The 25,021-nt window shown below is 69.0% G+C and carries 19 protein-coding genes; 9 read left to right on the forward strand and 10 right to left on the reverse strand.

Annotated features, from left to right (window positions below):
• Positions 1-123: 123 nt before the first annotated feature.
• The 5 genes from HEP73_RS05660 to HEP73_RS05680 form a co-directional block, all read right to left on the reverse strand.
• Positions 124-2,553, reverse strand: a complete 2,430-nt coding sequence (locus tag HEP73_RS05660) for a membrane-bound PQQ-dependent dehydrogenase, glucose/quinate/shikimate family (RefSeq protein WP_185823314.1) — start codon at positions 2,551-2,553, stop codon at positions 124-126.
• Positions 2,554-2,856: 303 nt separating this feature from the next.
• A complete protein-coding gene (otsA, locus tag HEP73_RS05665) occupies positions 2,857-4,224 on the reverse strand; it encodes an alpha,alpha-trehalose-phosphate synthase (UDP-forming) (protein ID WP_185822446.1) in 1,368 nt (455 codons plus the stop codon).
• Positions 4,221-6,002 (reverse strand): glycoside hydrolase family 15 protein, encoded by a 1,782-nt coding sequence (locus tag HEP73_RS05670; RefSeq protein ID WP_185822447.1) that lies wholly within the window; start codon positions 6,000-6,002, stop codon positions 4,221-4,223. The genes otsA and HEP73_RS05670 overlap by 4 nt, the downstream gene beginning before the upstream one ends.
• Before the next feature lie 68 nt (positions 6,003-6,070).
• Entirely contained in the window at positions 6,071-6,823 is a 753-nt protein-coding gene (gene otsB, locus HEP73_RS05675; RefSeq protein ID WP_185822448.1) for a trehalose-phosphatase, read from the reverse strand.
• A 235-nt stretch (positions 6,824-7,058) separates the two neighbouring features.
• The gene (locus tag HEP73_RS05680) at positions 7,059-9,497 is read right to left on the reverse strand and encodes a TonB-dependent receptor plug domain-containing protein (protein WP_185822449.1); all 2,439 of its coding nucleotides are present in this window, start codon (positions 9,495-9,497) and stop codon (positions 7,059-7,061) included.
• Between the two features lie 238 nt (positions 9,498-9,735).
• Here HEP73_RS05680 and HEP73_RS05685 point away from each other — a divergent pair, with 238 nt between their 5' ends.
• The 5 genes from HEP73_RS05685 to HEP73_RS05705 all read left to right on the forward strand — a co-directional run bounded on the left by HEP73_RS05685 (position 9,736) and on the right by HEP73_RS05705 (position 14,663).
• Positions 9,736-10,215 (forward strand): DUF3574 domain-containing protein, encoded by a 480-nt coding sequence (locus HEP73_RS05685; protein WP_185822450.1) that lies wholly within the window; start codon positions 9,736-9,738, stop codon positions 10,213-10,215.
• A 53-nt stretch (positions 10,216-10,268) separates the two neighbouring features.
• Positions 10,269-10,730: a GNAT family N-acetyltransferase gene (locus HEP73_RS05690; RefSeq protein WP_255423683.1), complete on the forward strand. Its 462-nt coding sequence runs from the start codon at positions 10,269-10,271 to the stop codon at positions 10,728-10,730.
• A gap of 106 nt (positions 10,731-10,836) precedes the next feature.
• The gene (locus HEP73_RS05695) at positions 10,837-12,435 is read left to right on the forward strand and encodes a hypothetical protein (protein ID WP_185822451.1); all 1,599 of its coding nucleotides are present in this window, start codon (positions 10,837-10,839) and stop codon (positions 12,433-12,435) included.
• 52 nt (positions 12,436-12,487) lie between these two features.
• Positions 12,488-13,672, forward strand: coding sequence for a lysozyme inhibitor LprI family protein (locus HEP73_RS05700; RefSeq protein ID WP_185822452.1), 1,185 nt, complete (start codon positions 12,488-12,490; stop codon positions 13,670-13,672).
• Between the two features lie 157 nt (positions 13,673-13,829).
• Positions 13,830-14,663: a DUF3014 domain-containing protein gene (locus HEP73_RS05705; protein ID WP_185822453.1), complete on the forward strand. Its 834-nt coding sequence runs from the start codon at positions 13,830-13,832 to the stop codon at positions 14,661-14,663.
• 304 nt (positions 14,664-14,967) lie between these two features.
• Here HEP73_RS05705 and HEP73_RS05710 read toward each other — a convergent pair whose 3' ends face one another.
• A complete protein-coding gene (locus HEP73_RS05710) occupies positions 14,968-15,672 on the reverse strand; it encodes a glutathione S-transferase (protein ID WP_185815534.1) in 705 nt (234 codons plus the stop codon).
• Between the two features lie 285 nt (positions 15,673-15,957).
• Between HEP73_RS05710 and clpB the strand changes: the two genes are divergently transcribed.
• Positions 15,958-18,543, forward strand: coding sequence for an ATP-dependent chaperone ClpB (gene clpB, locus HEP73_RS05715; RefSeq protein WP_185822454.1), 2,586 nt, complete (start codon positions 15,958-15,960; stop codon positions 18,541-18,543).
• Between the two features lie 100 nt (positions 18,544-18,643).
• Here clpB and HEP73_RS05720 read toward each other — a convergent pair whose 3' ends face one another.
• Positions 18,644-19,396, reverse strand: coding sequence for a hypothetical protein (locus HEP73_RS05720; RefSeq protein ID WP_185822455.1), 753 nt, complete (start codon positions 19,394-19,396; stop codon positions 18,644-18,646).
• A gap of 199 nt (positions 19,397-19,595) precedes the next feature.
• Between HEP73_RS05720 and HEP73_RS05725 the strand changes: the two genes are divergently transcribed.
• Both HEP73_RS05725 and HEP73_RS05730 read left to right on the forward strand, forming a co-directional pair.
• The gene (locus HEP73_RS05725) at positions 19,596-20,882 is read left to right on the forward strand and encodes an O-acetylhomoserine aminocarboxypropyltransferase/cysteine synthase family protein (RefSeq protein ID WP_185822456.1); all 1,287 of its coding nucleotides are present in this window, start codon (positions 19,596-19,598) and stop codon (positions 20,880-20,882) included.
• A gap of 349 nt (positions 20,883-21,231) precedes the next feature.
• Positions 21,232-22,335 (forward strand): sterol desaturase family protein, encoded by a 1,104-nt coding sequence (locus HEP73_RS05730; protein ID WP_185822457.1) that lies wholly within the window; start codon positions 21,232-21,234, stop codon positions 22,333-22,335.
• Positions 22,336-22,397: 62 nt separating this feature from the next.
• Here the strand turns inward: HEP73_RS05730 and HEP73_RS05735 are convergent, their stop codons facing one another.
• The gene (locus HEP73_RS05735) at positions 22,398-22,712 is read right to left on the reverse strand and encodes a PsiF family protein (RefSeq protein ID WP_185822458.1); all 315 of its coding nucleotides are present in this window, start codon (positions 22,710-22,712) and stop codon (positions 22,398-22,400) included.
• Between the two features lie 213 nt (positions 22,713-22,925).
• On the reverse strand, positions 22,926-23,675 hold the full coding sequence (locus tag HEP73_RS05740; RefSeq protein WP_185822459.1) for an SDR family NAD(P)-dependent oxidoreductase: 750 nt from the start codon (positions 23,673-23,675) through the stop codon (positions 22,926-22,928).
• Between the two features lie 97 nt (positions 23,676-23,772).
• Here HEP73_RS05740 and HEP73_RS05745 point away from each other — a divergent pair, with 97 nt between their 5' ends.
• The gene (locus HEP73_RS05745; RefSeq protein ID WP_185822460.1) at positions 23,773-24,144 is read left to right on the forward strand and encodes a winged helix-turn-helix transcriptional regulator; all 372 of its coding nucleotides are present in this window, start codon (positions 23,773-23,775) and stop codon (positions 24,142-24,144) included.
• A 94-nt stretch (positions 24,145-24,238) separates the two neighbouring features.
• Here the strand turns inward: HEP73_RS05745 and HEP73_RS05750 are convergent, their stop codons facing one another.
• Positions 24,239-25,018, reverse strand: coding sequence for an AraC family transcriptional regulator (locus HEP73_RS05750; protein ID WP_255423684.1), 780 nt, complete (start codon positions 25,016-25,018; stop codon positions 24,239-24,241).
• Between the last annotated feature and the right edge of the window lie 3 nt (positions 25,019-25,021).

A 25,021-nucleotide genomic window follows, 5' to 3' on the forward strand; every position in this document is an offset into this window, starting at 1 on the left:
GACGGCTGCGCCCGCAACGCGGACATGCGCGAACGCGCCGCCGCTGGCTGGCAGCGCTCCGGGCACAAAAAAACCGGCCGTCTTGTGCGACGGCCGGTCGGGTCCAGCGGAAGCGGGCCGACGTTACTTCGCCGGCGCGGCGTCCGGCAGGGTCCAGGCGATCACGCTGTCGCCGGGCTTGGTTTCCATGCGGTCGTGGCCGCCGACCGCGGCGACGATGTACTGCTTGCCGTTCACCGTATAGCTCAGCGGCGCGGCCTGCGGGCCGGCCGGCACCCGCACTTCCCACAGCAGCTTGCCGGTCTGGGTGTCGTAGCCGCGCAGGAAGTTGTCCAGCGCCGCGCCGATGAAGGTGACGCCGCCGCCGGTGGCTAGCGAGCCGCTGTTGTTCGGCGTGCCCAGCTCGAACTTCATCTTCGACGGGATGCCCATCGGGCCCTGGTCGTAGCCGGTGCCCAGCGGACGCCGCCAGATCACCTGCTGGGTGCGCAGGTCCACACCGGAGACATAGCCCCACGGCGGGGCGATGCATGGCGTGTTCAGCGGCGACATCCACGGTTCCTTGCGCGCGCCGTAGGCCAGGCCTTCCTGCGCCATGTAGCCGGGGGTCTTGCTCTTGCCGTTGAACACCGAGACCACGCCCAGTGCGTTCATCTCCTGCCGCGGGTAGACGTGTTCGGTGTACGGCAGGCGGTTGCTGTTCATCACCATGATGCCGCGCTGCAGGTCCACCGATACGCCGCCCCAGTTGATGCCGCCGTGGTTGCCGGTGAACGACAGCGATCCCTGCAGGCTGGGCGGGGTGAACATGCCTTCGTAGCGCAGCTGCTTGAACTGGATGCGGCAGGCCAACTGGTCGAACGGGGTGATGCCCCAGGCGTCGGATTCCACGATGGTCTCGTAGCCCTTGCTCGGCGCGCCGACGGTGTTGGGCATGCCCGGCGACACCGGCTGGGTCTTGGCGGTCCAGTCGCCGTGGTCGGTGCCCTGCGGCACCGGCAGTTGCTGCACCGGCATGATCGGCTTGCCGGTCTCGCGATCGAGCACGAACACCTGGCCGGACTTGGTGGCCTGGATCACCGCCGGGCGCGTGCCGCCGCCGGGAACCGGGAAATCGACCAGGTTCGGCTGCGGGCCGATGTCGTAGTCCCACAGGTCGTGGTTGACCGTGCGGAAGTGCCAGCGCTCCTTGCCGGTGGCCGCATCCACGGCGACCAGCGAGGCGGTGTATTCCTCTTCCTGCGGGGTGCGGCCCTTGCCGAAGAAGTCGCCGGAGGCGTTGCCGGTGGGCAGGTAGACCAGGCCCAGTTCGTCGTCGGCGGCCATCAGCGACCACACGTTCGGGGTCGAGCGGGTATAGGTCTGGCCGGCCGGCGGCGCGGCGTCGATGGACGGATTGCCCAGGTCCCAGGCCCAGCGCAGCTGGCCGCTGATCGCGTCGAAGGCGCGCACCACGCCGGACGGCGCATCGCGTTCCTGGCCGTCGCGGACCTGGCCGGTCGGCTGGATCACCACGCCGCGCATCACCACCGGCGGCGAGGTCGGGCCGACGAAGCCGGGCTTGGTGTTGCCGGTGTCCTTGTTCAGATCCACATAGCCGTGGTCGCCGAAACTCTCGCACAGCTTGCCGGTGGCGGCGTTGAGCGCGCCCAGGCGGCCATCCACCATCGGCCAGAAGATGCGCTTGGCGCATTCGGCGACCGGGGTGGTGGCCTCGAAATAGGACACGCCGCGGCAGGTGGTGGCGGCGACGCCGGCCATCGCCTTGGGGTTGGTCTTGGGATCGAAGCGCCAGCGCTCCTTGCCGGTGCTGGCCTCGACCGCGATCACCTTCTGCGTGGGTGTGCAGATGTAGACCAGGTCGCCGACCTTCAGCGGGGTGTTCTGGAACGCGTAGCCGAGCTTGGAGCCGGCGGGCTTGAGGTCGCCGGTATGGAATTCCCAGGCGATCTTCAGGTCCTTGACGTTGTCCGGGGTGATCTGCGCGCCGGGGCTGTAGTGGTTGGACAGGTTGGAGCCGGCGTAGGCGGTCCAGTTGCCTGCGTCGTGGTTGGCGGCGACGTTGCCGTCGGGGCTGCTGACCGTGGCGCGGCTGAACGCGGCCTGCGGCCGTTGCGCGGCCAGCGCGGGGTCGGCCAGTTCGACGGTGCGCGGGAAGAACAGCGGCACGAACACCAGCAGCGCGCCGAGCACCGGCAGCACGCCGGTAACCAGTGCATAACTCAGCCCGGACAGCGGCGCCAGGCGCCGGCGCGCGACCTTCCAGAACGGCAACAGCAGCAGGCCCAGCACCGAGATCATCGCCAGGCGCGGGATCAGCGCCCAGCCGTCCAGGCCGACTTCGGCCAGCGCCCAGGCGATGGTCGCGGCCAGAGTCAGGCCGAACAGCCACAGCCCGGCGCGGCGGCCGAGCGCCAGCAGCACACCGGACACGGCCAGAGCCAGGCCGGCCAGCAGGTAGTACCAGGAGCCGCCGGCGGCGACGAGTTGGCCGCCCATCGCGGCCAGGGCGGCGCCGATCAGGGCGATGACCACGGCATAGGCAACGAACAGCCAGCTGCCGGGTCCGTGTTTCGGAGAATGAGCGTTCATGGAATAGGGTCTGCAGAAGATCTGGCGGCGCCGTGCTGGCGCAGGGAGATCGTGGAGGGGATCGAGCGCTGGTTCGGCTGCATCGGCGGCGACCTGGCGCTCAACGAGCACGCCGCGCGCCCCTCCCAGGGTTCCGATGCGCGGCGTATGGGCAACGATTTTAAAGGAAGCCGCGTGGGCGGTCCGTGACCGCGCAGAAACCTGCGTTCTGCGTGCGGTGGCGTGCCTGCCGCAAGCGGCAATGGCCGCCGCGGCAGGCGCGGATCAGCGCCGTTCCAGCGCCTGCAGGTAGCGCTGCCGCCACACGCCGATATCGTTCTTGCGCAGGTGTTCCATCATCGTCTGCCAGCGTTCGATGCGCTTGGCCTTGGGCAGCGAGGCGGCGGTGGCGATCGCATCGGCGACGCCGTCCAGGTCGTGCGGATTGACCAGCAGCGCTTCCTTCAGTTCGTCGGCGGCGCCGGCCAGCAGCGACAGCACCAGCACGCCGGGATTCTCCGGGTCCTGTGCGGCCACGTATTCCTTGGCCACCAGGTTCATGCCGTCGCGCAGCGGCGTCACCAGGCCGACCTGGGCGGCGCGGTAGAAGCCGGTCAGGGTGGCGTGGGTGAAGTTGCGGTTGACGTAGCGCAGCGGGGTCCAGTCCGGCTCGGCGTGGCCGCCGTTGATGTGCCCGGCGATCTGTTCGAGCTGGTTGCGCAGCTGCTTGTATTCGGTGACGTCGCCGCGCGAGACCGGCGCGATCTGCAGATAGGTCAGGCTGCCGCGCTGGTCCGGATGCCGCTCCAGGTAGCGCTCGAAGCCGAGGAAGCGTTCGGGCAGGCCCTTGGAGTAGTCCAGCCGGTCCACGCCGATCGCCAGTTGGCGATCGCGCAGGCTGCTGCGCAGGTCGCGCACCGCCGGCTTGGCCACCGCCGCGCGGGCCTGCTGCGCGATCAGTTCGGTGTCGATGCCGATCGGGAATTTCTCGGCGCGGAAGCGGCGCCCGCCGGGCGCCTCCAGCACGCCGGCCTTGATCACCTTGCCGCCGCCGAACAGGCGCACGTAGGCCTGGAAGCGGTCCACGTCGCGCTGGGTCTGGAAGCCGACCAGGTCGTAGGCGTAGAAGCCGGAGAACAGTCGCGCATGGTCGGGCAGGGCCTGGATCAGGTCGGCCGAGGGGAACGGCACGTGCAGGAAGAAGCCGATGCGGCAGCCGATGCCGCGCTCGCGCAGCAGCGAGGCCAGCGGGATCAGGTGGTAGTCGTGGATCCACACCGTGTCGTCTTCGCGCAGCAGCGGCGCAAGCTTCTCGGCGAACATCGCGTTGACCCGGCGGTAGCCCTCGCGGGTGGCGCGGTCGTAGTCGACCAGGTCCAGGCGGAAGTGCAGCAGCGGCCACAGCGTGCGGTTGGCGAAGCCGTTGTAGTACGCGTCCAGGTCGGCGCGGTTGAGGTCCATGGTGACGAAGCGGATGTCGCCCTGGGTCTGCTCGTGCATCGCACCGCTGTCGCCGCGCACGGTCTTGCCGCTCCAGCCGAACCACACCCCGCCGCGTTCCTTCAACGCGGCGAGCAAGCCCACCGCCAGGCCGCCGGCGCGGTTCTCGCCGGGCAGGGCCACGCGGTTGGATACCACTACGAGTCTGCTCATGAAGCCTCCTGCCAGCTGCGCGACAATCGCATCGCGGCGATGATCAACCCGACATGCGAGTAGGTCTGCGGGAAATTGCCCCAGGCCTCGCCGTTGTCGAAGGCTAGATCCTCCGACAGCAAGCCCAGGTGATTGCGGCGCGCGAGGATGCGCTCGAACAGTTCGCGCGCTTCGTCCTTGCGCCCGATCGCGGCGAGCGCGTCGATGTACCAGAACGTACAGATGGTGAAGCTGGTTTCCGGCGCGCCGAAATCGTCCGGCGCCACGTAGCGGTACAGCGCGTCGCCGTGCTTGAGATCGCGGCCGATCGCCTCGACGGTGGCCACGAAGCGCGGATCGTCCGGGGCGATGAAGCCGATGTCGGCCAGCAACAGCAGCGAGGCGTCCAGGCGATGGCCGTTGAAGGTGTCGGTGAAGTGGCCGCGCTCGGCGCTCCACGACTCGGCCAGCACCCGCGCGTGGATGCGGTCGGCGCGTTCGCGCCAGTACGCCACGCGTTCGTCCAGGCCCAGCCGCGCGGCGATCTTGGCCAAACGGTCGCAGGCGGCCCAGCACATCGCGCTGGTGTAAGTGTGCACCTCGGCGCGGCCGCGGAATTCCCACAGCCCGGCGTCGGGCACGTCGTGCAGCGCGAACGCGTGCTCGCCCAGCGGTTCCAGGCGCAGGAAGGTGTCCTTGTCGCCGGGATCCTTCAGGCGCAGGTCGAAGAACAGTTGCGTGGACGCCAGCACCACGCTGCCGTACACGTCGTGCTGCTTCTGGATCCAGGCCAGGTTGCCGCGCCGCACCGGGCCCATGCCGCGGTAGCCGGCCAGCGACGGCACTTCGTGTTCTTCCAGCGCCGCCTCGAAGCCGATGCCGTACAGCGGCTGCAGGCTGCCGTCGGTGGTGGCGATGTTGAAGATGTAGCCGAGGAACTGCTCCATGGTGCGGGTGGCGCCGAGCCGGTTCAGCGCGCGCACCACGAACGCGGCGTCGCGCAGCCAGCAATAGCGGTAATCCCAGTTGCGCGGGGTGTCCGGCGCTTCGGGGATGGAGGTGGTCATCGCCGCGATGATCGCGCCGCTGTCCTCGTACTGGCACAGCTTGAGGGTGATCGCGCTGCGGATCACCGCGTCCTGCCAGTCCAGCGGCACCGACAGGTAGCGCACCCACTCGCGCCAGTATTCCTCGGTGCGTTCCTGCGCTTCCTGGATGTAGCCGGTCAGCGAACGGGTCAGCGATTCGTCCACGCCGAGCATCAGGTTGACCGGATGGCTGAGCACGAACGGCAGTTCGTCGCGGATGAAGCGCACCGGCACGTCGGTGGTCAGGCGCAAGGTGAAATCGGGCAGCAGCCAGCGCACGTGGTTGCTGCCCCAGGTGCTTTCCGGCTTGCGCGCGCCCCAGTCGGCCAGCGGACGCGCCAGCACGCGGATGCGCGGGTTGCCGGACAGCGGCCGCACCTGGCGGATGATGCTGACCGGCCGGTAGAAGCGGCCGTTGTTGCGCCAGCGCGGCGCGAAGTCGATCACTTCCACCGCACCGCCATGCGCGTCGCGCAACACGGTGCGCAGAATCGCGGTGTTGGCCAGGTAGTGCTGCTCGCTGTCGGCGAAATCCTCCAGCTCGATGCTGAAATCGCCGCCGTCGTGATCGCGCGGCGACAGCAGGGCGCAGAACGCCGGGTCGCCGTCGAACGCCGGCAGGCAGCTCCACACCACGCGGGCTTGCTTGTCGACCAGCGCGCCGAAACTGCCGTTGCCGATCACGCCGAGGTCGAGGGTGGGGGAGCTCATGGAGAACGTGGATCCTTGTGCGCGGTCGGGGAGGGGGCGAAGCGTGGCGATTCCGCTGGGCACGGTACTCATGCGGCGTTGTCGCGCAACCAGGCGTGTACGCCGCGCGGATCGGGCAAGGCATACGTCGCCGCGCTGTGTTCGCGCGTACCGACCAGCACGCTCCAGCCGCCGGCGGCATTGGCCGCGGCGAAGCCGAACTCGTCGGTGAGGTCGTCGCCGACGAACACCGGGCGGCGGCCCTGGAACGGCGGCTGCTGCAGCAGCGCGGTAAGCGCCAGGCCCTTGTCGCTGCCCTCGGGCACGAACTCGACCACGTGGTCGCCGGGCTGCAGGCGGTAGCCGGGCAGCGCCTCGATCTGTGACTGGGCGAAGGCCAAGACCTGCGCGCCGGCTTCCGGCGCGGCGCGCCAGTGCAGCGCCAGGCTGGCGCCCTTGTCTTCGACCAGCACGCCGGGATGCGCCTGGCGCAGGTGCGCGGCGCGTTGGTGCAGGCCGTGCAGCCACTGCGAGGTATCGGCCGGCATCGCCGCGCGGGCATTGATGTCGCTGCGCAGTTCATGGCCGTGCAGGCCGGCAGCCGGCAGGCGCAGGGGCGCGAACAGCGCGTCCAGCTGCGCCAGCGGGCGGCCGCTGACCAGCGCCAGCGCGCCGTGCAGGCGGTCGCTGATGCGACCGATCGCCTCGCGCACCTCGGGCAGCAGGTGCACGCCGTCGGGACGATCGGCGAATTCGATGAGGGTGCCGTCCACGTCCAGGAACAATGCGCAGGCATCGTCCAGGCGCGGCGGCGGCGGTCGGAGGGGGAGCGCGTCTGCCATCCGTTCATGATGAACGAGACAGCGTTAGGGCCAGGTGGATTGGAGGCTGGGAATCGAGAATGGGGAATCGGGAATGGGAAAGGCAGGAGCTTTGGCTCCTGACCCATCCCTATTCCTTTCCTTTGTCAGTAATCGGGATGGAGAAACGGGAATGGGAATAGCAAAAGCGGGAGCCGACGCGTGGCTCCTGCTTCTACCCATTCCCTATTCCCGTTTCCCCATTCCCTCACCTTCGTCAGAAGGTGAACCGCACGCGCCCGTAGTAATAAGCGCCATTGCTGCCGACCGGCGACAGCACGTCGTAGGGCAGGTTGCCGAAGTAGTAGATGTCGGTGTTGGAGCGGTCGGAGTAGTTGTCGGTGAGGTTCTGCCCGCCCAGCGCCACGCTCCACTGCGGGGTGATGTGGTACTCGACCTCGGCGTCGAGCTGCCACTCGGCGCCGTAGGTCTGCCGCGGCACGAAGCCGCCGCCGAAGTCGAACACGCGGGTGGCGCTGCCGTAGCGGCTGACCCGGGTCTGCAGCGCCCAGCGGTCGTTGTTCCAGTTCACCGCGAACTGGGCGCGGGTGCGCGGCGCGGCGTCGGTCAGGGTGTTGCTCTCCTCCACGCCGAACAGCACGTAGTCCGGATTCAGCGCCAGCAGCTGCGGCGGCGTGGCGACCAGGTTCTTCAGTTCGGTCTTGGCGTAGCTCCAGGTGCCGGTCAACTGCAGTTGGCCGTCGCCCAGCGCCTGCCGCCAGTTGCTGACCAGTTCCGCGCCGCGGGTGCGGGTGTCGGCGGCGTTGACGAAGAAGCTGGCGCTCTGCAGGCCGGTGACGCCGAAGTTCTGCGCCACAAACGCGGTCAAGGCATCGCCGCTGATGTCTTCGGACAGCGCGATGCGGTCGTCGATGTCGATCTGGAACAGGTCCAGCGACAGGTCGAAGTGCGGACCGATGCGGCTGGTGAAGCCCAGGCTGTAGTTGACCGACTTCTCCGGCTTCAGTTCCTTCGCGCCCAGCGCCTGTGCGATCGGGTTGTTGACCGACAGCAGCCGGCCCTGCAGCAGCTGCCCGGCCGCGTCGTAGCCGCTGGAGGTGGCTTCGTAGCCGATCTGGCTCAGCGACGGGGCGTGGAAGTTGTTGGAGATCGCGCCGCGCAGCGCGAACGCGGGCACGAACTCGTAGCGCGCGGCCAGCTTGCCGGTCAGTTCGCCGCCGAAATCCTGGTAGTGCTCGTAGCGCGCGGCCAGGTCGGTGGAGAACTTGTCGCCGAATTGACTGGACACGCTGGCGTAGGCGCTGGCGACGTTGCGCGACAGGTCGGCCGCATCCTGCGGGGTCAGCCCGCCGCCGGCCTGGGCGCCGGTGGGACGATCGGTGAAGGCGCCGGCGGCATAGCTGGCCGGGTCGCCGGGACGGGTGCGGTAGTGCTCGCGGCGCAATTCCACGCCGCTGCCGACGGTGTGGGTGGCGCCGGCGGCGTCGAAGCTGCGGCTCAGGTCGAGGTTGGCCACGCTCTGTTCGAAGGCGTAGTCGCCGGTCTTGAAGCGGGTCGGGCTGCCCGGGCCGAGCGAGGCGTTGAGCGAATTCTTCAGCCGGTAGGTGAAGTCGTTGCGGCCGTAGTCGATGCTGGCGTCGTAGGCCCACTCGCCCCATTGCCCGCGCGCGCCGGCTACGCCCTGCAGGTCGCGGTTCTCGCCCAGCGACACCGGGCGGTAGCCGTTCGGGTAGACCTCGGTCCAGTTGGCGTCGCTGTCGGGATAGCGGAAGTAGTTGGCGCCCTGCGTGTCGCGCTGGTTGTAGGTGCCGAAGAAATAGAACTCGCTGCTCTGGCCGAACGGCAGCTTGCCGTTGATCCAGGCGTTGAGGTCCTTGCTGGCGCCGTCGCCGAGCACGTAGTTGCGCTTGCCGGCCAGCGCCAGGTTGGCCGGCGTCTGCGCCTCGAACGGGGGGATCTGGTCGTAGCCGGCGCGGTTGGTGCCCTCGCGGTTCTTCAGTTCCAGGCCGACCTTGAAGAAGCCGCCGTCGTCGCCGAGGCGGGTGCCGACCTTGGCGCTGGCGTAGCCGGTCTGGCCGTCGGTGACGGTGCGGTCGATCGGCTTCACGTCGGTGTGGTTGGCGCCGAAGCTGGCTTCCAGCGCGCCGCTGTCCGGATCGTCGTCGAGGATCACGTTGATCACCCCGGCCACCGCGTCCGAACCGTACTGCGCGCCGGCGCCGTCGCGCAGCACTTCGATGCGCTTGATCGCGCTGATCGGGATCGAGTTGAAGTCCACCGGGGTGGTGCCCTTGCCGATCTTGCTGTCGGTGTTGACCAGCGCCGAGGTGTGGCGGCGCTTGCCGTTGACCAGCACCAGCACCTGGTCGGGCGAGAGCCCGCGCAGCTGCGCAGCGCGGATGTGGTCGGCGCCGCCGGAGTTGGACTGGCGCGGGAAGTTGAACGACGGCAGCAGCGCCTGCAGCGCGCTGCCCAGTTCGCCGTTGACCACGCCGGCCTTGCGGATGTCCTCGGCGCTGAGCACGTCCACCGGCGCGGTGGACTCGAGCACGGTGCGGCCGCTGGCGCGGGTACCGGTGACGATCACCGTGTCCAGGTTGGTCGCGGTGCCGGGATCGGCTTGCTGGGCCAGGGCGGGGGCCGACAGGGCCAGGGCGATGGCCAGGCTCAGCGGGCGGGCGAACGGATACGACATGGGGGGCTCTCTCCTGCGGTGACGCAAAGACCGCTGCGGCGGTCGTCCGTGCCGCGCAGGCGGAATACAATTCGGGTACATCCATCCGGATGAAGCGATATATTATCTTATCGTTAACGCGGCGGCGAGCCGTCCGTGCCACCGCGTTCGGCATGAGCTGATGCCCGGCGGTTATCGGGCGCACGTTGCCGCGGTCGCCTACCATCGCGTCCTTCCGTTCCGCTTCCGAGACTTGCCGATGCTGCTGCGTGCCCCCTTGCTTGTCGTGTTCCTGGCCCTGACCGCCTGCGCCAGCGTGGCGCCGTCCGCTTCCACCGCGCCGGCCAAGGTCGCTGCCGCCATGCAGGGCGATGCCGCGCGACCGGCGCAGGCCAGCGGCTGGGTGCGCAGCGAGCTGTACTTCGGCGTCGGCGAGGAGAGCGGCCCGGCCGATCGCCCGCAGGCCGAGCCGATCAGCGAGGCGCAATGGCGCGCGTTCCTGGACAAGCAGGTCACCCCGCGTTTCCCCGATGGCCTGACCGTGTTCGACGCCTACGGGCAGTGGCTGTTCCGCGGCGCCAAGGAGCCGAACCGGCTCAGCACCAAGGTGCTGGTGATCCTGCACGAGGACACCCCGCAGCGCCGCGCCGACATCGAGGCGATCCGGCTGGCGTGGAAGCAGGCGACCGGGCACCAGTCGGTGCTGTGGGCGCGGTCGCCGGTGGAGGTGTCGTTTTGAAGCTGGGATTGGGGATTGGGGATTGGGGATTGGGGATTCGGAACAGCGGGGCGGTGACGTTTTCGATCCGCCGGGACGATCTGTCCGGTGAGGCGGTGCGTGCGTTGCTCGCGTACCACCTGCAGCAGATGCATGCGCAGTCGCCGCCGGGCAGCGTGTATGCGCTGGACCTGTCCGGATTGCAGCGTCCGGATGTGACCGTGTGGAGCGTCTGGCGCGGCGAGGCGTTGGCCGCGGTCGGCGCGTTGCGGGTGCTGGACGATGGCGGCGGCGAACTGAAGTCGATGCGCACCCATCCGGATTTCCTGCGCCAGGGCGCGGCCGCGGCGCTGCTGGAGCACATCGTGGCGGCCGCGCGCGCCGCCGGCCTGCACCGGCTGAGCCTGGAGACTGGCAGCGGCGCGGCGTTCGAGGCGGCGCTGGGCCTGTACCGGCGACGCGGCTTCCGCAATGGACCGGCGTTCGCCGATTACCTGCCTAGCGCGTTCAACCAGTTCCTGCATTTGCCGCTGTAGCCGCGTCGCATAGCGCAGGCCGGGATGCTGCATCCCTGTTCGCGCGCCAATTCGCAAGCGTCGCTTCCATTACCATCCATCGATCCCTCACCTAGCCATCGCCCGCATGCCCAGCACCGCTCCTGTTTCCTCGCGCCCGCGCTGGTTCGTCGCCGGCGACCTCAATGGTTTCTTCGGCCTGGTGGTCGACAACCTGTCGATCCTCGGCTTCATCACCCTGGCCCTGGTCGGCCTGTTCCAGTTCCCGGCCGAGGTGATCTATACGCGGATGATTCCCGGCACCGCGTTCGGCGTGCTGATCGGCAACCTGCTGTACACCTGGATGGCGCGCCGGCTGGCCGCGCGCAGCGGGCGCAGCGACGTCACCGCCATGCCGCTGGGCCTGGACGCGCCGACCAGCATCGGCATGGCCCTGCTGGTGCTCGGCCCGGCGTTCGTGCGTTACAAGCAGCAGGGCCTGGACCCGCAGGCCGCGGCGCTCGCCACCTGGCACCTGGGCATGGCCGCGTTGGTGGTGATGGGCCTGCTGAAGACCGTGCTGTCGTTCTTCGGCGATGCGGTGACCCGCGCGCTGCCGCGGGCGGCGCTGCTCGGCTCGATCGCCGGCATCGCGCTGGTGCTGATGGGCTTCCTGCCGCTGCTGGAAACGCTGCGCGCGCCGCTGGTCGGGCTGGTGGTGCTGGGCCTGCTGCTGTACGTGCTGATCGCCAAGGGTCGGCTGCCGTACGGCCTGCCGGGCGTGCCGCTGGCGCTGGTGCTGGGCACCGCGCTGTACTACTGGTCGAACGCGGCCGGTTTCGGCATTCCCGGCTACCAGGCGCCGCAGTGGGTGGCGCCGCAACTTGTGTTGCCGTGGCCGAGCCTGGGGTTCGTCGCCGGCCTGGCCGACACCGTGCCGCTGCTGCCGCTGCTGCTGCCGTTCGGCCTGCTGATGGTGGTGGGCGGCATCAACGTCAGCGAAAGCGCGCGTGCCGCGGGCGACGACTACCGTACCCGCGACATCCTGCTGGTCGAGGCCTGCTCGACCCTGGTCGCCGGCGTCTGCGGCGGCGTCGCCCAGACCACGCCCTACATCGGCCAGCCGGCGTACAAGCACATGGGCGCGCGCAGCGGCTACACGCTGCTGACCGGGCTGTTCATCGGCCTGGGCGGCATGCTCGGGCTGGTCGCCGGGCTGGTGCAGTGGCTGCCGCTGGCGGTGCTGGCGCCGATCATCGTGTACGTGGCCATCGACATCACCACCCAGGCGTTCCAGGCCACGCCCAAGCGCCATGCCGGGGCGATGGTGTTGGGCTTCCTGCCTTCGGTGGCCTATCTGCTGGCGATCAAGGCGCCGGGCTGGATCCCGGCGGACAAGCTGGCCGCGCTGACCACCACCCTCGACGGCCACGGGCTGCCGGAACTGGCGGTGATCTTCACCCTGGGCAACGGCTTCATCATCACCGCGATGCTGTGGACCGCGGCGGTGGCGGCGATGGTCGATGGGCGCCTGCGCCGCGCTGCAGTATTCCTGCTGGTGGCGGCCGCGCTGACGTTGTTCGGGCTGATCCATTCGGTGGATCCGCGCGGCGGCATCTACCTGCCGTGGACGCTGAGCGGCCTGCCCAAGCTGATCGCCTGGCAGTTCGTCGGCGGCTACGTGGCGCTGGCCGCACTGCTCGGCCTGCTGTCGCTGCAGAAGCCGCGCGCGGTGCTGGTGGACTGAGCGTTCCGCGACCGGCATGCTCGTCCACCCAAACGCAACAAGGACGTCGCCCATGACCCCACGATTCCATTCCCTGGTCGGCCTTGCCCTGGCGACCCTGCTGCTGGCGCCGGCCGCGTCGGCCGCCTCGTTCGATTGCGCCAAGGCGGCCAGTCCGATCGAGCGTCTGCTGTGCAGCGATGCGACCCTGGGCCACCAGGACGAGCAGCTGGCCAACGGCTACGCCGCGCTGCTGGAGAGCGCGCCGCGCGCCGAGGTCGCATCGCTGCGCAGCGCGCAGCGCGCCTGGCTCACGCAGCGCAACGCGTGCCTGCAGCAGGCGCGGCCGGCGGCCTGTGTGCAGCGCGCCCTGCAAGTGCGGATGCAGCAGTTCGACACACAGACCGCCGCACAGGCGGCACGCCTGGACCGCATCGTCGCCGGTATCCCGGCCGCACCGGGGGCCGCCGCCGCGCAGCTGCGCGACTACGACGGCGGGCTGGCCTCGGCGTGGCTGGTCTATCTGCAGCACTTCGAGCCCGGCGCCGGTGTGAGTGCCGATGAAGCGCGCAAACGCTATGCCAGTGCCGCCGCTGCGTTGCGCGCACAGGACGATTTTGCCGCATCGCTGCTGGACGATATCCGCAAGGATCCCAAGGAACCGGCGGGCAAGGCCGAGTTGATTCTGCTGCGCAACTGGATCGAGCTCAGCGGCTACGACGGGCTGTCGCGGCCGTACGTGCATTGCTTCGTATTCGTACGCCAGGGCGAACTGGCTTACGAGGCGATGGGGCCGTTGTACGGCTCCACCCGCGACGGCAGCGCGCCGCTGTGCGCGCCACAGGGCGGCCTGTTCGATCTGCCGGCCTGGAAGCAGTTGCAGGCGGCGTTCGAGCCGGCGATCGGCAATGCCTCGCAGAACGCCGGCACCATCCGCTTCGCCAGCTATGCGGCGTGGAGCGTGCAGGAACTGCGTGCGACGCTGTCGCCGCTGGATTTCCTGCAGGCCGCGAAGGTGCCGTTGGCGGCCGATCCGGCGCCGGCGATCGGCACCATGCACGACGACAAGCTGTGGCCGTCCGCTGCGCGCAAGGCCGCGCTGGCGGCATTGCCGGCCGCGCGCGCCGCGACCGCGGCGTGGCTGCGGCAGCACAAGGGGCTGCCGTCCAAACAAGCCGATGCCGTCGCCGCAGCGATCGTCGCCGACTGGGCCGGCTCGCGGCTGGCATTCATCGACGAAAGTACGCAGGAGCAGTAGCGTGCAGGCAGCGACGCGGGGTGTGCGCAGCAGTCGGCCGACACGGCGCCGCTGACGTCGCTGCGCCGGGCCTGGCTTAACGCAGCCGCACTCGCTGCGGAACCTCGGCGGCTGCGGCGGGTCACAGCCCTGTGTTCCCGACGAGACCTGGATGCCGATGCAAACCCAACAATCGCGCTGGCCATGGGTGCTGGTGGCGCTCGCGGTGCTGGCCGCCGCGGGGTGGCTGTTCCGCGACAATCTGCGCGGCCTGATCCCGCCTTCCGCGCCATCGTCCGCTGCCACGGCGCCGCCCCCTGCGCCGAGCGCGGCGCCGCCCGCGCCGGTGGCGGCACCGGCAGCATCGCCGCCGCCGATCCAGCATCCGATCGACCCCGCCGCCGCGGCCGATGCGGCGATCCCGGCGCTGGCCGACAGCGATGCCGCGGCGTGGGCTGAACTGGCGACGCTGGCCGGCAGCGACGCGCCGCTGGCGCTGTTGATCCGCGACCATCTGATCCAGCGCGCGGTGACGATGATCGACAACCTGCCGCAGCGCCGCGTCGCTGCGCGGACCCTGGCGTTGAAGCCAGTGCCTGGGCAACTGCAGATCAGCACCGATGCCGCCGGCACCAGCGCCATCGCCGAGGCCAACGCGCAACGCTACGCCCCGTACGTGCAGGCCTTCACCCAGGCCGATGCCGGCGCGATGGTGGCCGCGTACCGGCGCTTCTATCCCTTGTTCCAGCAGGCGTATGTGGAGCTGGGCTATCCCAAGGGCTATTTCAACGACCGCCTGGTGCAGGTGATCGACCATCTGCTGCAGGCGCCGGTGCCGGCAACGCCGCCGGCGGTGGTCGCCGATGCGCGCACCGGCAAGTACCGCTTCGTCGATCCGGCGCTGGAGTCGCTGTCGGTCGGACAGAAGGCGCTGCTGCGCCTGGGGCCGACGCAGGCCGAGGCGGTGCGCAAGCAACTGCAGGCGATCCGTGTGGCGTTGGTGCGGACCTGAGGGCTGTTGGCTCGATAGGCGCGCGCCTTGCCGGTGGCAACACTGGACCGCAGCGACGATGCGGCTGACATTTGCGCACTAGTGGGCACCCGGTGCCCCATGTAGGAGCGGCTTCAGCCGCGACGAACGGAGCCGGTAAGCCGGCTGGTTCCGGAAACGGTCGGGGCTGAAGCCCCTCCTACAGTGCACCCGGCCAGCGCACGCACAGCTCGTGTAGGAGCGGCTTCAGCCGCGACAAACGAAGACGGCAACCGCATGCCGTCGAACAAGTGCCGATGCCGAAGGCCCGCACCCCCCTAACGCATCACCCATCCAGCTCCGGATAACGCCGGAAAATCCCGTTGTCGTTGAACGGCAGGCGCCGCTCCGACGCCAGATACGCGGCGATGGCCGGACGTTCGGACACGCGCTGCTGCAGCGCGCGCAGTTGCGGCAGCTTCGGCGAGAGCTTCTTCATCGCGCTGGGGAACGCGTAGTCCAGTCCGCTCATCAGCTGGAACAGCGACAGATCCACGTAGGAATGCTCGCGCAATGCATGGCGCCCTCCGCCCTGGCTCATGACCTGTTCGAAATAGCCGAGGAACTTGGGCAGCCGCTGCCTGCGCAGGTCCTCGGCGCGGCGCCGCGCCTCCGGCTTCTGGTCTTCGTAGTACAGCGCGCTGCCGATGGGATGATGGCTGTCGTGGATCTCGGTCACCAGGTCGGCGATGGTCAGCTGCAACTGCAGCGCCTGCATGCGCCGCGACTCGCTGTCCGGCACCAGCCCCAGCGAGGGACCCAGGTAGTGCAGGATGTTGGCGACCTGCGCGATCACCAGCCGCCCGGCCTTCAGGAACGGCGGCGCGAACGGCCGCGCGCCCGGCTGCTCGCCGTCGAGAAAGGGCTGCAGCACCGCGTCGCCTTCCTCGCGGGCGACGTCGCGGTAGGCCGCGCCGGCATCCTCCAGCGCCAGTCGCACGAACTCGCCGCGGCCCTGGATGCCGGTCCAGTAGTAGAGGTCGTAGTGCATTGCGGCTCCTGTGCGGGAAGGTTCGAACGCCGAGGGTAGGGGCTGTAGCGGTAGCGGCGTGTGACCGTGCGGCGACTGGCGCAGGGAACCGTGCGCTGCAAGGCGCTGTGCGGACAGCGGCTCGGCAGGGCGCGCGCATCGCGGCCGTCGCAGCGCCTGGCGTGGAACCCTTCGTCAGGCGGCGCAGGTGTATACAGACAGCCCCGCAGCCTTGAAACATGCCGCGCCAACCGCATCTGACTAGCATGCCGGCGCGGCCGGCCCCCCTTCCAGAGGAACTTCCCGATGCGGATGGACAAGCTCACGTCGCGTTTCCAGCAGGCGCTGGCCGACGCCCAGTCGCTGGCCGTGGGCCGCGACCACACCATCGTCGAGCCGGTGCACGTCTTCACCGCGCTGCTCGACCAGTCCGGCGGTAGCACCCGGCCGCTGCTGGCGCAAGCCGGCGTCAACGTGCCGGTGCTGCGCGAGCGGCTGGGCGAGGCGCTGGACAAGCTGCCCAAGGTCAGCGGCCAGCCCGGCAACCTGTCGATCGGCAACGACCTGAACCGGCTGCTCAACCAGACCGACAAGCTGGCACAGCAGCACAACGATCAGTTCATCGCCAGCGAGTGGTTCGTGCTGGCCGCGGCCGACGACGCCGGCGCGCTGGGCCTGGCGCTGCGCGCCGCCGGTGCCGACAAGAAGAAGCTCGAAGCGGCCATCGACAAGCTGCGCGGCGGCGAGACGGTGCAGTCGGAAAGCGCCGAAGACCAGCGCCAGGCGCTGGAGAAATACACCATCGACCTCACCGCGCGCGCCGAGAGCGGCAAACTCGATCCAGTGATCGGCCGCGACGAGGAAATCCGCCGCACCATCCAGGTGTTGCAGCGGCGCACCAAGAACAACCCGGTGCTGATCGGCGAACCCGGCGTCGGCAAGACCGCCATCGTCGAGGGCCTGGCCCAGCGCATCGTCAACGGCGAAGTGCCGGAGGGCCTGCGCGGCCGCCGCGTGCTGTCGCTGGACATGGGCGCGCTGATCGCCGGCGCCAAGTTCCGCGGCGAGTTCGAGGAGCGGCTCAAGGGCGTGCTCAACGACCTGTCCAAGACCGAAGGCCAGGTCATCCTGTTCATCGACGAACTGCACACCATGGTCGGTGCCGGCAAGGCCGACGGCGCGATGGACGCGGGCAACATGCTCAAGCCGGCGCTGGCACGCGGCGAGCTGCACTGCATCGGTGCCACTACGCTGGACGAGTATCGCAAGTACATCGAAAAGGACGCGGCGCTGGAGCGGCGCTTCCAGAAGGTGTTCGTCGGCGAGCCGACGGTGGAGGACACCATCGCGATCCTGCGCGGACTGAAAGAGCGCTACGCGGTGCACCACGGCGTGGAGATCACCGACCCGGCGATCGTCGCCGCGGCCACGCTGTCCAACCGCTACATTGCCGACCGCCAGCTGCCCGACAAGGCCATCGACCTGATGGACGAGGCCGCCAGCCGCATCCGCATGGAGATCGACTCCAAGCCCGAGGAACTGGATCGCCTGGAGCGGCGCCTGATCCAGCTCAAGATCCAGCGCGAGATGCTGAAGAAGGAAAAGGACGAAGCCTCGCGGCAGCGCCTGGCCGATCTGGAAAGCGACATCGACAAGCTCGAGCGCGAGTTCTCCGACCTCGACGAAGTGTGGCGCTCGGAGAAGGCCACCTTGCAGGGCGCGACCAGGATCAAGGAGCAGGTCGAGCAGGCGCGGGTCGAGCTGGAGGCGGCGCAGCGCCGGCAGGACTACGCCAAGATGAGCGAGATCCAGTACGGCCTGCTGCCGAACCTGGAGAAGCAGCTGGCCGCGGCCGGCGATGCCGAGCATCACGATTTCAAGCTGGTGCAGGACCGCGTCACCGCCGAGGAGATCGCCGAGGTGGTGTCGCGCTGGACCGGCATTCCGGTCAACCGCATGCTCGAGGGCGAGCGCGACAAGCTGCTGCGCATGGAAGACGAACTGCACCGGCGCGTGGTCGGCCAGGAAGAGGCGATCAAGGTGGTGTCAGATGCGGTGCGGCGCTCGCGCGCCGGCCTGTCCGATCCGAACCGGCCCAGCGGCTCGTTCCTGTTCCTGGGCCCGACCGGCGTCGGCAAGACCGAGTTGTGCAAGGCGCTGGCCGAGTTCCTGTTCGACAGCAGCGAGGCGATGATCCGCATCGACATGAGCGAGTTCATGGAGAAGCATTCGGTGGCGCGGCTGATCGGCGCGCCTCCGGGCTACGTCGGCTACGAGGAAGGCGGCTACCTGACCGAGGCGGTGCGGCGCCGGCCGTATTCGCTGATCCTGCTCGACGAGGTGGAGAAGGCGCACAGCGACGTGTTCAACATCCTGCTGCAGGTGCTCGACGACGGCCGCCTCACCGACGGCCAGGGCCGCACCGTGGACTTCCGCAACACCGTCATCGTGATGACCTCGAACCTGGGCTCGCACCAGATCCAGGAACTGAGCGGCGACGGCTCGGCCGAGGCCTACACGCAGATGAAGGCGGCGGTGATGGGCGTGGTGCAGGCGCATTTCCGCCCGGAGTTCATCAACCGCCTGGACGACATCGTGGTGTTCCATCCGCTGGACAAGGCGCAGATCAAGTCGATCGCGCGCATCCAGCTGGGCGGCCTGGACAAGCGCCTGGCCGAGCGCGGGCTGAAGATCGAACTCAGCGACCGCGCGCTGGAACTGCTCGGCAACGTCGGCTTCGATCCGGTATACGGCGCGCGGCCGCTGAAGCGCGCGATCCAGTCGCAGCTGGAAAACCCGCTGGCGCAGCAGATCCTGTCCGGGCAGTTCCTCAGCGGCGACACCATCAACGTCGGCGCCGAAGGCGGACGCCTGACGTTCGAGAAGAGCTGAGGCGCGGCGAAGCGCTGTTTCGCTCCCTCGTCGTCAGGTCCGAAGTCGACGCCGGCCATCATGCCGGCGTCGGCTTGCCACGAGTAGCGGTACGGGGTGCCTATTTTTCCAGGGACAGCGTGATTTCCGCCACGCACGCCGCCTCGGGATGGGCGCGTTGTTCGACGAACCGTCCCTGCAGGCTCGCTCCGACGGCAACGTTGCCGCGCTGGAAGCTGGCGCTGACGCCGTAGTCGGATTCCGCAAACTGCCCGCTGGGCGGCTCCAGGGAGTCGTACTGTTTGGAGAATCCGGCAGCGGCGAGCTTTTCCGCCAATTGGCCGAGCCGCAGCGGGCACGCCTGGCCCATGTCGCGATAGCGGTATCCCGGCTCGTCATCCGCAAACACCGGGGCGTCCTCGTGCGAACTGATGGACAGCGCGAGCGACGCCTGTTCTGGCGTGTAGGTCGCTTCGAGCCTTTGCTGAAACGTCGAGCCCGGCGCGTCCACGGATGCGAAGAAGACGCTGCCGACCGGTTGCGGCGGCGAGGGATTCCACGGCTCGGCGCGTGCGGGCGGCAGCATGCCAGGAAAGAAATCGACGTCGAAGCGATCGCACAGATGGGCGAACTTCAAGGCCGCCTCGTCGCCGGCGATCACCTCGTCGAGCACGCCGAGATAGCGTTGGGTCAGGACCTGCGCGGAAACCCCATCGCCGGACGCGTGATCGGCAGCATGCCGCCGCTGCGGCATCTCGCAATTGCCTGGCTGGCTCCATTGCTCCATGACGTAGGACGGCGGCGGCGCAGCCCGCGCGAACGCCGGCAGGGCCAAGAGCAGCAGCGAGAACGAGCGGATGGCAGTGTGGTTCATCGGGGAGCGTCTGCTGGCTGGCTGATCTGCGCATCATACGAGGCGCCTGCGCACTGCCGCATCGGCGCGCCTGCCCAGCCGCGCAAGCGCCCATGTCCGCAGGCGCTGACAACCCAGCGGCATGGCCTCATAACCGCAGGTTTGCATTCCGCGCCGCGCAGGGCGCTATCGTCTCGGCTCCTCTTGCCGAGACCCGCCCATGTCCGACCCGAACTGGAAGCTGGAAACCATCGCCGTACATGGCGGCTACCGCCCCGATCCGACCACGCGCGCGGTGGCGGTGCCGATCTACCAGACCGTGGCCTACGCCTTCGACGACACCCAGCACGGCGCCGACCTGTTCGACCTGAAGGTGCAGGGCAACATCTACAGCCGCATCATGAATCCCACCACCGACGTGCTGGAGCAGCGCATCGCCGCGCTGGAAGGCGGCATCGGCGCGTTGGCCGTGGCCTCCGGGCAGGCCGCGGTGACCTATGCGATCCAGACCATCGCCGAGGCCGGCGACAACATCGTCTCCTCCAGCGCGCTGTACGGCGGCACCTACAACCTGTTCGCGCACACGTTGCCGCTGTCGGGCATCGAAACCCGCTTCGCCGACTACCGCGATCCCGGTGCGTTCGCCGGGTTGATCGACGACCGCACCAAGGCGATCTTCGTCGAATCGATCGGCAATCCGCGCGGCAACGTCACCGACCTGGAAGCGGTCGCCGCGATCGCGCATGCGCACGGCGTGCCGCTGATCGTCGACAACACGGTGCCCACGCCCTACCTGCTGCGGCCGATCGACTTCGGCGCCGACATCGTGGTGCATTCGCTGACCAAGTACCTGGGCGGGCACGGCACCAGCCTGGGCGGGGCGATCGTGGACTCGGGTAAGTTCCCATGGGCGGCGCATGCGCAGCGCTTCCGCCGCCTCAACGAGCCGGACGTCAGCTACCACGGCGTGGTCTACACCGAGGCGCTGGGCGAGGCGGCCTACATCGGCCGCGCGCGGGTGGTGCCGTTGCGCAACACCGGCGCGGCGCTGTCGCCGTTCAACGCATTCCAGATCCTGCAGGGCATCGAGACGCTGCCGCTGCGCATGGACCGGATCAACCAGAACACGCTGGCCGTGGCCCGGCACCTGCAGAGCGAGGCCAAGGTGGAGTGGGTGAACTATGTCGGCCTGCCCGGTCATCCGGAGCATGCGCTGGCGCAGAAATACCTGCGCGGACACGGCTCGGGCGTACTCACCTTCGGCCTGCGCGGCGGCCGCGCCGCCGGCGCGCGCTTCCTCGACGCGCTGCAGTTGTTCACCCGGCTGGTGAACATCGGCGATGCGAAATCGCTGGCCACCCATCCGGCCTCGACCACGCACCGCCAACTGTCGCCAGAGGAACTGGAACGCAGCGGGGTCAGCGAGGACACGGTGCGGCTGTCGGTTGGCATCGAGCACATCGACGATCTGCTGGTCGACCTGCGGCAGGCGCTGGCGCAGGCCTGATCCGGGCCCGTTCCACGTGCGGCAGCGGCGAGCTGGACGCCGCCGCCTGGACGAACGCGACAGCGGGCACGCGCGCGCGGACAGCCAGGCGAAAGGATCGGCCGCCACGCTAAGGCGTGTCGTCCATCCTCGCGCGGGTCGCGTCGTGGGTTGGCGGGCCGTCGGCGGGCGGTGCGTGGCGTAGCGCCAGACTGGGCGGTCGGGTCGCGCCGCGCGACGCCGGTCGGCGGCCTGCCAGGCCCACGCCGCAGCTTCGCTGTCGGCGCGCGCTGCGCGGGGATGGACGACACGCCCCAGATCCCGGCAACCGCGCCGGCGTCGTCGTGTCCGCAGGCCAGGAGCCGTCGTCATGTTGTCCATCGCGCATGCCTGGTCTGTCGTCGTCGCCGCGGTGGCCGAGCATGCGGTGGCGCCGCTGCTGGCGGCGTTGCACCTGACCGGACTCAGCGACGATCCGCGCGAGATTGCCGCTTCGTTGCTGATCGCGGCCTTGCAGCTGTGCATCATCGGTGTGCTGTTCCGCCCGCTGGAAAGCCTGTGGCCGGCCGAGCGCTGGGAGCATCGGCGCCTGGCCAGGATCGATTTCCACTACACCTGGCTGATGCTGGTCGGCGTGTTCCCGCTGTTCTCGTTGCTGATCCTGACCCCGCTGGCCAATGCGCTGGGCGGTGCCGACGCGAGCGCCGCGTCGGCGCCTGCCTACGGCCTGCGCCACGCGTGGCCATGGCTGGACCGGCATCCGCTGGTCTTGTTCGCGCTGTACTACCTGGCCTACGACTTCACCTACTACTGGATGCACCGGATCCAGCACTGGCTGCCGTGGTGGTGGGCGATGCACAGCATGCACCACAGCCAGCGCCAGCTCAGTTGCTGGGCCAACGATCGCAGCAACTACCTGGACGGCGCGCTGCAATCGTTCGTGCTGGCCGCGGTGGGCGTGGCGTTCGGCATCGCCGCCGACGAGTTCGCCTGGCTGATGCTGCTCGGCGAACTGGTGCAGAACCTGTCGCATGCCAATGTGCGCTTCGGGTTCGGACCGGTGCTGGACAAGATTCTGGTCGATCCGCGCTTCCACCGCCTGCACCACATGCGCGTGGATCCGCAGCGGCCGAACCTGCACAACTGCAATTTCGGCCAGGTGTTCGCGTTCTGGGACGTGCTGTTCGGCACCGCGTTGTACGGCGAGCCATTGCGTCCCACCGGGGTCGGCGACCCGATGGTGGACCGCGACAACCAGCTGGGGCTGGTCGCGCTGCAACTGGAGGGATTGAAACGGTTCTGGGGCGCGGTGCGCCGGCGTGCCGGATGGCGGCCAGGCGAGGTCGCCTTCCGCGAGGACTACGTGCCCATCCCGGTTGAGCATGTTCCGCTTGAGCACGTTCCGGTCGATCACGCGACGGTGCAGATCGACCGCGTCGCGTCAGCGGACCGCCTCGCCGATCCTGCGGCTTAGCATTGGCAGACGCTGGACGCGGCCTGTGCGCAGGCCGCGTCCACGGCGCGTGCGCCGGCCGATCAAGATTTCTTCAGACAGCCGCTCATGAAGGTCTTGCGCGCGTCGCCCTGCAGTTTCTGCGTGGCCGCCTTGGCATTGCAGTCCTTCATCCGCTGCTGCGAGGCGTTGCCCGACGCCGGCGCCGCACTGCCACCGCTGAGGCAGGCTTTCTGCGCGGCCTTGTAGTCGTCGCCTTTCTTGCCTTTGTTCTGTGCCGAACACTGGGCCATCAGCGATTGCTGCGCGGTCTGCGGCTTGGCCGCGGCGTCGGCCAGCAGCGGCATGGCGCTCACGCTCAGCAGCAGGCACATGGCGAGGGAAATGGAACGGGTCATGGCGGTGTTCCGGTCGGGTGGTGCGCGCATCCTGCGCCCGCGGCGCTGACCGAACCGTGACACGGCTCACGGGCTGGCTGGGGGCGGCCCGAACTGGCGCTCGAACCGCCGTAGCCGAGCGCGCCCGCCACGTCGATGAGGCAGCCAGCCGTTCCAGCCTGCGGCAGAGGCGCTGCGGTCATCGGCCGCAGCGCTTCTGCCGCCAAGACGCAATCAGACCTGCGCGAATCCGCCATCCACGAACACTTCGCTTCCCGTCATGAAGCTGCTCTCGTCCGATGCCAGGAACAACGCGGTCGCCGCGACTTCCTCCGCCCGGCCAATCCGGCCCAACGGCAGCTGCGCGATCATGCCGTCGACGATCGCCTGCTGCTGGCCGGTGCCGGACAGCGCCAGATCCAGGCCCGGCGTGGAGATCGGCCCGGGCGACAGCACGTTGACGCGAATGCCGGTGCCTTTCAGGTCCAACGCCCAGCTCCTGGCGAAATTGCGCAGCGCGGCCTTGGTGGCGCTGTACACGCTGAATGCCGGGGTGCCCATGCTGCCGGTGGTCGAGCCGGTCAGGATCACCGAACCGCCGGCGCGCATCAGCGGCAACGCCTTTTGCACGGTGAACAGCGTGCCTTTGACGTTGATGCCGAAGGTGCGATCGAAGGAGTCTTCGGTGATCGAGCCGAGCGGCTGGAAGTCGCCCAGCCCCGCATTGGCGAACAACACGTCGATGCGGCCCTTGTCGGCTTCGACCTGGGCGAAGACGCGGTCCAGATCGTCCAACTTCGAAATGTCGCCTTGAATGGCGATAGCGTCGGCACCGATCAGGCGCAGCGCCTTGTCCAGTTCGTCCTGCCGGCGTCCCACGATGACGACCTGCGCGCCTTCGGCCGCAAAGCGCACCGCGCTTGCCAGACCGATGCCGCTGTTGCCGCCGGTGACCACTGCAATCTTGCCGTTGAGCCTGCTCATGATGCGCTCCAGAGAATGTCGAGGCGCAACTGTAGATCTGGGCTATTCTTTTGAATAGTATGCACCATCAGGTAAGTGCCTTCGGAGCGATCGGATCATGGCCAACAGCACGTTCAATTGCGGTCTCGAGGCCGCCCTGGCCGTGATCGGCGGCAAGTGGAAACCGCTGGTTCTCTACAATTTGGCGAAGAACGTGCACCGCTACGGCGAATTGCGCCGTGCCATCGGCGGCGTGACCGACAAGGTGCTGATCCAGCAACTCAAGGAGCTGGAGCGCGACGAAGTGGTTGCGCGCATCGACTTCCAGGAAATCCCGCCCAAGGTCGAGTATTCGCTGACGCCGTTCGGGCAATCCCTGGCGGAAGCGATGGCCGGTCTGTGCGTGTGGGGCACCGAACACATGCAGACGGTCGAACGTCTCAGCCAACGCCGCGCGTCCGCCATTTCCAAAGCCCAATCCGCAGCCTGATCCTGCGGCCAGCCGCGCAGGGCGGTGGCGTCGGCCGGCCCGACAGCGCGTGCGGCGTCGATGCGCCGCGGCTTCGCTCTCGCCAGCGGCGCTGCTAGCGGAAGAACTGGCTCGGCGGCTGGCCGAACTGGCGCTTGAACATCGCGGTGAACGCACTGGGACTGTCGTAGCCGAGTTCGACCGCCACGTCGATGATGCGGTCGCCGGCGGCCAGCCGTTCCAGCCCGCGCAGCAGACGCAGCTGCTGCCGCCACTGGCCGAAGCTCATCTGCAGCTCGCGCCGGCACAGGCGCTGGATGGTCTTGACGTCCACGCCCAGCCGCGCCGCCCAGGCGTGCAGGGTGGTGCTGTCGGCGGGGTCGGCATCGAGCGCGGCGGCGATGCGCAGCAGGCGCGGATCGTGCGCTTGCGGCAGGTGCAGCGGCAGCGCCGGCAGGGCATGCAGCTCGTCCAGGATCAGCCGCATCAAGCGCCCGTCGCGCGATTCGGCGGCATGGTCCCAGGGCACGCTGGCGGCGCTGCGGATCAGCGCTTCCAGCAGCGGTTCCACCGCCATGACCGTGGGCTGCGTGGGCATGCCGGCGATCGCGCCGGGGCGGATATACAGGCTGCGCATCGCGAGCGTGCCGACGCAGCGCACGCTGTGCACGGTGCCGGCCGGCATCCACAGCGCGCGGGTGCTCGGCACCACCCAGTGACCCTGGCCGGAACGCACCACCATCAGCCCGTGCAGCGCATAGACCAGCTGGTGGCGCGCATGCTTGTGCGGGGCGATGGCGGTCTCGCTGGGATAGTCGGTGGCCTTGCACACCACGTCGGCGGGCGCATCGTCGATGCTCCGCGCGGGCGGCGGCGCGGCGCCGGTGCTGGCCATGTC

This window comes from Xanthomonas sp. GW, assembly GCF_014236815.1.
GTDB lineage: Bacteria > Pseudomonadota > Gammaproteobacteria > Xanthomonadales > Xanthomonadaceae > Xanthomonas_A.